Raw genomic sequence first — 6,675 nt, forward strand, 5'->3', positions numbered from 1 at the left:
GCGTGGTCGGCGCACCACGCTCCGCGAGCTGCGTGCGCAGGGCGAGTGTGTCGGAGTCGGCGGGTCCCGACCCGGCCAGCAGGATGGCAGGAGTGTCCGGGCCGGTGATCGCGATCGGGCCGTGCCGGAAGTCGGCGGTAGAGAAGCCGGGAGCGACGATTCCGGTGGTCTCTTGCAGCTTGAGAGCCGTCTCCAGTGCCGCCGGGTAGCACTCGCCGCGACCGACCAGCGCCAACCGGTCGTGGGGGGCGAGCGTTTCGACTGCCGCTTCGACCGGCTCGGTGTCGGCGATTATATCTCCGACGATCACCGGCAGCTGGGCGGCATCGCGTTCGGTCATCCCGCCCTGCCCCAGCCCGGAGGCGATCGCGAGCATGACGAGCATTTGTGCCGTAACGGTTTTCGTGGCGGGCACCGCATCCTCAGCTCCCGCCTCGAGCGCGACCGACCACGGTGCCGCCGCGGCCAGTGGCGCGTCGGGATCATTGGTCACCGCGACCACACGCGCCCCGGCAACGCTGTATCGGCGGGCAAGTTCGATGATCTCGGGAGTGCGACCCGACTGCGACAGCGCGATCAACATCCAGCCGCGCAATCCCTTCGGGTCACGCCCGTAAGCCGTTGCGACACTCGGGGCTACCAGACAGGTCGGTAGACCGGTGTACACCTCCATCGCGTACCTCCCCAGCAGCGCGGCATGGTCGGAGGAACCACGGGCGAGGAAGGCGATCCCCGCGGGAGGCCCGTCAGAGAACAGTTCCGCGGCGCGGGCGCCGATCGCGGAGAACTGACCGGCCAGCGCCGCCAGCACCGCCGGCTGGTGCGCCATCTCCGATTCCATCTGTCGACCGAGTCGTGTAATCATCATGAGCCTCCGTAATTGGCTAGTGGACAGCCTGAGGGACAGCCTCATCGCGCACCGCGTCGATGGCCAACGCGACCGCACCGCGCACCGAGGCATCCCCATGAAAGTGAGCTGCGTGAATTTCGAGAGGGAAAGGCGTTGCAGCACAAACCATCTCCGTGAGCTCCGGCAGCCGGGCATGGAGGGCGCGGGCCATGCCGCCGCCCAACACGATTCTGTCCGGATCGACGAAGGCCGCCAGGTTCCCCAGCGTGATCGCCACCGTCCGCAGAGCATCTGCGACCAGTGCACGCGCGGCGGCATCGGATCGAGCGAACAACTCGGAGCCCGTGACCGGGCCACCGAGCAGCTCGGAGGCGCGGCGGGTGAGACCGGCCCCACCGATCAGCTCCTCCAGCGGAGCAGCGCCCTTGGCCACAGCATCGATTGGGGCGGTTCCGGGATTCATGTAGCCGATCTCTCCGGCAGCCTGATTCGCACCGGCGACAACCTTCCCATCGGCCACCAGCGCGGCCGACAGCCCGGTGCCGAGGTTGACATAGATTCCGGTCTCGACGCCGCGCAGCGCACCGAACCTGAGCTCGGCCATGGCCGCGGCCCTGACGTCATTCGCCACCGCGACCACCGGGGCTCCGAACTCGTAGGACAGCCGAGCGGCGAGCGAAAGCCCCTCCCAGCCAGGAAGATTCGGCGTCAGCTGAATCCGGTCGTGCCGGATGATTCCCGGACAGACCGCCCCGAGTCCGGCCACGGTCCGCCCGTTCCGCCCCTCGGCCTCCTCGAGTTGCCGGACGACCTCCCCGGCGCGAGTCAGGATCTGATCCGGACCGGCATCGGCCCGGGTCTCGAGCCTGACACGTTCGATTACCTCACCGTCCGCGCGGCTGAGCGCGATCTCGGTCTTCGTCCCGCCGAAATCAATTCCGATGACGGCGAAGTCTCCGCCATCGTCGGACAGCGGGTGCGCCGCAGGCGTCGTATCGTGCGCCGGAGCCAAGTTGACGCCTGACGGCATCGAAGTACTACTCACGAATCTCCTTGGGACAGAATGCTATCCAGATCACATCAGCGGACCTCCGCGTGGAACTGCGAGTCGGCACGGGTTGCCATCCGACCGGACAGCCGACTATGGCAGTAAAGTTAAATTCCTTTACTAGATTCGTCAAGAGCGTCTCGGCCCGCAGCCCCCTTCACCCGCCCGGCGTGCAACAAATTCCGCTACTCGGCTGACATTTACAGCCGATCACCGGTTTCACGAGGTCCCCGACGTGGTCGTCGGCACCGGGACCACCCTCACCGCCGACCAGGCTGCGGCGTCTGCCCGCGTAGGCGCGAGATTCCTGGTCAGCGCAGCGGCATTGCGCGCAGGCGGAATCACGCTCGATTCGGCAGGCGACTACCGGCGCCACGCGCCAATCCGACCGTCTAACAGGGAGTCCCGCAGCTAGAGACCGATTCCCTGCGCGAGTAGTGGCCAGGAGGCGACGAGTTCGTCCTCCCAGTATCCCCACGAATGCGTACCGTACGGGTGCAGCTCGACTGTCGCGGGCACACCCAGCTCGGCCAGACGGTCCGCCATCGTCCGTGTGCAACGGTCGACGGCCGCCTCCAGGATGCCGCCGACGAGAAGCTGATTCGCCAAATCCGCGCCGCCGCCACCACCGACCAGATGACGGTCGCCGAGCGCGTCATACGGGCCGGGAAGCCCATTGCCACTGGAGAGATACAAAGCGACCCCGCGCAGGCGGTCGGCATTCACGAAAGGGTCGTTGGCTGCCCACATCGGATCATCGGGTGGTCCGAACATGTTCGCCGCGTCGCCGCCGGAGTAGGCGACCGTCAGTCGCAGGAACGCCTGGCCGACCGGATCAGCGATGCGCGCGCAACCACTGTATGCGGCCACCGCCCGGTACAGACCAGGCTTCGCGATCGGCAATTGAAGCACCGTTGTGCCAGACATCGACACGCCCACAAGCGCATTCAACCCGTTCGCACCGAGGGCCGCGTCGATGAGCGGCGGCAGCTCGGCGGTCAGATAGGTTGTCCACTTCATGACTCCGAGGCGCGGGTCAGGATTTCGCCAGTCGGCGTAGTAGGACGCGGCGCCACCGACGGGCTGTACGACATTGACGGGCTTGTCGGCCAGGAAATCGGCCGCGTGGGTACTACGACTCCAGGTCCCAACCCCCTTCCCGCCGCTACCCCCATTGAGCAGGTACAGCACGGGCCGAGGCACCGACGAGTCCGACGGGCGCTGCACTTCCACCGGGAATTCGGCATTCATCGCCGCGGAGTAGACAGTGAGGATGAGGTGCCGTTCATCCACGACGCGGGTTTCCACGATCCTCGATCCGTCGGGCGCGGCGAGCGCACCACGCGATTCTCCGAACCCATCCGGTTGCGCCATCGCCAGGGAGATGCCCGCGAGCCCTGGTTGCACGAGACTTCCCGTCAGTAGCAGCCCTATCGTCACAGCGCGCGCAATTGACCGGCAAAACACCTTTGATTCCTCGTATTAGAACGTGACTCAGCACCATCGACGCGGGATGGACCGGAGACTACAGGTGGCCAACATTACGGCTCCGGGTACGCGTACCGAACCGTCGGATGTCCGGAATATCCATCCGTTCAGCTGGTGCAATCGATGATCGGGGGCGCGGAAGACCCGCCCGTCCGACTTCTCACCAAATTTCCGGCTACCGGATCCATCCATTCGACGGTCGAGACCAGCCGCTTAGACGGTGCGGCCACAGCATTTTCCCGGCTACCGTTATTCACGTGGTCCGGGGACAGCTTCCCAAGGTCGCCGAATCACGTTGTGAGGCCGCCGATCCCGGGGATCCGCTACCTTTGTCCCGTCGCGCGCTGGTTGCGAAGCCCTCCGCGCCGGGCTCGCTCCCTAGAGGCGACGGGATGGGATCGGCGGCTCACGTTCACGCTGTCAAGCGCGGATGACCCGGACGCCCGCGGCGGCGATTGCGCTCTCCGCGTCAGGCTCGATTCCGTTGTCGGTCACCAGATCCTGAACTTCCGAGAGCGGACAGATATTGGCGAAGGTGATCCGGCCGATCTTGGTGCTGTCAGCGAGCACGACATTGCGTGCGGCGCTGCGTAAGAAGGCACGGTCGGTCTGCGCCTCCATCTCGTCGTAGGTGGTGCACCCGCCCTGCGCGGTCAAACCATCGACACCGACGAACGCGATGTCGAGATTGTACTGCTCGAGCATGCGGTCCGCGGCGGGGCCGACCAGCTCATAGCTGGCCGAGCGAGCGATCCCGCCGATCACCACCAGGCGGATCTCCGGTCTGACAATCAGCTCGGCGGCAATATTGACCGCGTTGGTGACCACCGTGAGATCGGTACGCCCGGCGAGCGCACGAGCGAGTTCGGTGGTCGTCGTGCCTCCGTTCAGCCCGACCACGGCCCCGTCGGGAACAAGCTCGGCGGCCGCATACGCGATGCGTCGTTTTTCGACCAATTGCCGTTCGCCGCGATGCCGCAGCGGCAATTCGAGGCTGACCGCCCCCACCGTGGCACCGCCGCGGGTGCGATGCAGGAGTCCTTGGTCGTTCAGCTCCTGCAGGTCACGCCGGATTGTCGCGCCGGAGACTCCCAGCAGCTCGACGAGGTCGTGCACATCCGCACTGCCAACCTCGGCGATATGGGCGAGAATCCGCGCAGAGCGATCAGCTTTGAGCATGATCGGAGTGTAAACCGAACCTCAACCAACTCCCGAAACCGCGAATACCGTGGGTTCCTGGTGGCGAGGCGAGCGGACAGCGATGCACGAACATGATTGAAACCCCCATAGTTCACTCACGAGTACCGGAGGCCGCTATTTCTGGCCGCCTCCGGTTTCGATCCGGCCCGCAGCACACCCAGCAGGCGGGTTACTTCGGCGGCAACCTCCGACCGCGCCGTACCCAAGTAGCGGCGCGGATCGACCAGCCTCGGGTCGGCTCCGAGTGTCCGCCGGACTGCCCCGGTGAACACCTGGTTGAGGTGGGTGGCGATGTTGACCTTCGTCATTCCGGATTCGACCGCGCGGGTCAGGTGCCCGTCGGCGACACCGGACGAGCCGTGCAGCACCAGCGGAACCGGTACGTGCTCACGCAATTCGGCAATCAACTGGAAGTCGAGATTGGCGTCACGGGTGAGCATGGCATGGGAGGTACCGACCGCCACCGCGAGGGCATCGACACCCGTGGCCGCGACAAAGGCAGCCGCTTCGTCCGGATCGGTCCTCGCACCCGGGGCGTGCACACCGTCCTTGCCGCCGACCTCACCGAGTTCGGCCTCCACCCACACCCCTTCCGCATGACAGAAGTCCACGACATCGGCGGTGGCGCGCACGTTCTCCTGATAATCGAGCACGGAGGCGTCGAACATGACCGAGGAGAAGCCGAGGTCGACGGCCTCCGCGACGAGGTCCGCGGACGTGGCGTGGTCGAGGTGAACCGCCACCGGTACCTGCGCCGCGACCGCGGCAGACAGCATCGCCGCTGCTATGGGGGCCAACGCTCCGTGGTAGCGGACCGCGTTCTCGCTCAATTGCAGGACGACCGGTGCGCCGGCCGCTTCGGCACCGGCAACGATGGCTTGGGCATGTTCGAGCTGAATCACGTTGAAGGCACCGACACCCCGCTCGGCCTGCATTGCGGGGGTGACGATGGAACCGGTTCCAACCAAAGGCATTTCAAGAGCTCCTGAGGGCGTGCACGTCCACCCGGTCTCGAAGACGCTGGTAGACATCGGGATCGAATTCACCCGCTAGTGGCGCCGCCACGGCGGCGCCGGAGAGGGCTACGGCCTCGACCATTCGCTCGCACCACGGCGACGCGGCGACAAGGCCGAGGGTGAGGGCGGCGACAGCGGCATCGCCGGCACCGGTCGCATTGCCGGACAATCGTTCTGGCGGGTGCGCGTGCCATCCGCCCTGCGGCGTCATGGCGATCAGTCCGTCGGGTCCGAGCGAGGCGACCACTGCTCCGGCACCCGCGTCGAGCAGCGTCCGGGCCGCGGCGATCGGGTCGGCCAGACCGGTCGCGGCGGTGAGCTCGTCGACATTCGGCTTGATCAGATCCGGCCCGGCGGGCAGTGCGGCTATCAGCGCGGCACCGTCAGCGTCCACCACCGCGGGTACCCGGTGTGCGTGGGCCAGATGAACAAGTTGCGCGTAGGCATCGCCGGGCGCGCCCGGAGGCAGGCTTCCGGAGAAGACTGCCCCGGTCGCTTCGGCCAACAGCCCGTCCACGTGACTCACCAGCCTGTCCCAATCCACCGGCGCGATCATCGGACCCGGTTCGAGCAGCATCGTTGTGTCACCGTGGGTTTCATCCACCACCGCGACGGTGCGGCGGCAGTCACCCTCGATCGGCAGCAGATGGTCGGACAACCCGGCTGTGCCGAGGTCGAGCCGCAATGTCTCGCCGGTCGGTCCGCCGACGAAACCGGTGACGACCGCGCGGTATTCGAGCGCATGCAGCACCCGTGCGACATTGATGCCCTTTCCCCCGGCCCTCTCGGCCTTCCCGAGCACGCGATTACTACCGGCCGGACGGAAGCGGTCAACTCGATAGGTGACGTCGAGCGCCGGATTCGGTGTCACGGTCAGGATCACCGAACGGCCTTCCCGCGCCGGACCCGAGTGGCGGACCCAGTCAACCCGGCGCGGTCATCGAATGCGATCACGACTGAGGCAGCACGATCGAGCGGGTCAGATTGCGCGGCCGATCGGGATCCATGCCGCGCGCCTCCGCAATCTCCACCGCGACGCGTTGCGCCCGAACCAAATCCGCCAATGGGTCCAG

General features: G+C 66.5%; 6 protein-coding genes. All 6 read right to left on the minus strand.

The annotated features are described in order from the left end of the window. Window positions 1-841, minus strand: an 841-nt coding sequence (locus ACWELQ_RS33840) for an SIS domain-containing protein (RefSeq protein WP_452401101.1), incomplete at its 3' end; no start/stop codon positions are given. Window positions 842-884: 43 nt separating this feature from the next. Further along, entirely contained in the window at window positions 885-1,880 is a 996-nt protein-coding gene (locus tag ACWELQ_RS33845; protein ID WP_452401106.1) for an ROK family protein, read from the minus strand. A gap of 429 nt (window positions 1,881-2,309) precedes the next feature. Continuing rightward, the gene (locus ACWELQ_RS33850; protein WP_452401102.1) at window positions 2,310-3,272 is read right to left on the minus strand and encodes an alpha/beta hydrolase; all 963 of its coding nucleotides are present in this window, start codon (window positions 3,270-3,272) and stop codon (window positions 2,310-2,312) included. A gap of 534 nt (window positions 3,273-3,806) precedes the next feature. Next, window positions 3,807-4,565 (minus strand): DeoR/GlpR family DNA-binding transcription regulator, encoded by a 759-nt coding sequence (locus ACWELQ_RS33855; protein WP_452401103.1) that lies wholly within the window; start codon window positions 4,563-4,565, stop codon window positions 3,807-3,809. A gap of 116 nt (window positions 4,566-4,681) precedes the next feature. Next, window positions 4,682-5,560 (minus strand): class II fructose-bisphosphate aldolase, encoded by an 879-nt coding sequence (locus tag ACWELQ_RS33860; RefSeq protein ID WP_452401104.1) that lies wholly within the window; start codon window positions 5,558-5,560, stop codon window positions 4,682-4,684. Between the two features lies 1 nt (window position 5,561). Next, window positions 5,562-6,485, minus strand: coding sequence for a 1-phosphofructokinase family hexose kinase (locus tag ACWELQ_RS33865; RefSeq protein ID WP_452401105.1), 924 nt, complete (start codon window positions 6,483-6,485; stop codon window positions 5,562-5,564). Window positions 6,486-6,675: the final 190 nt, after the last annotated feature.

It is taken from the genome of Nocardia sp. NPDC004722 (assembly GCF_053601505.1).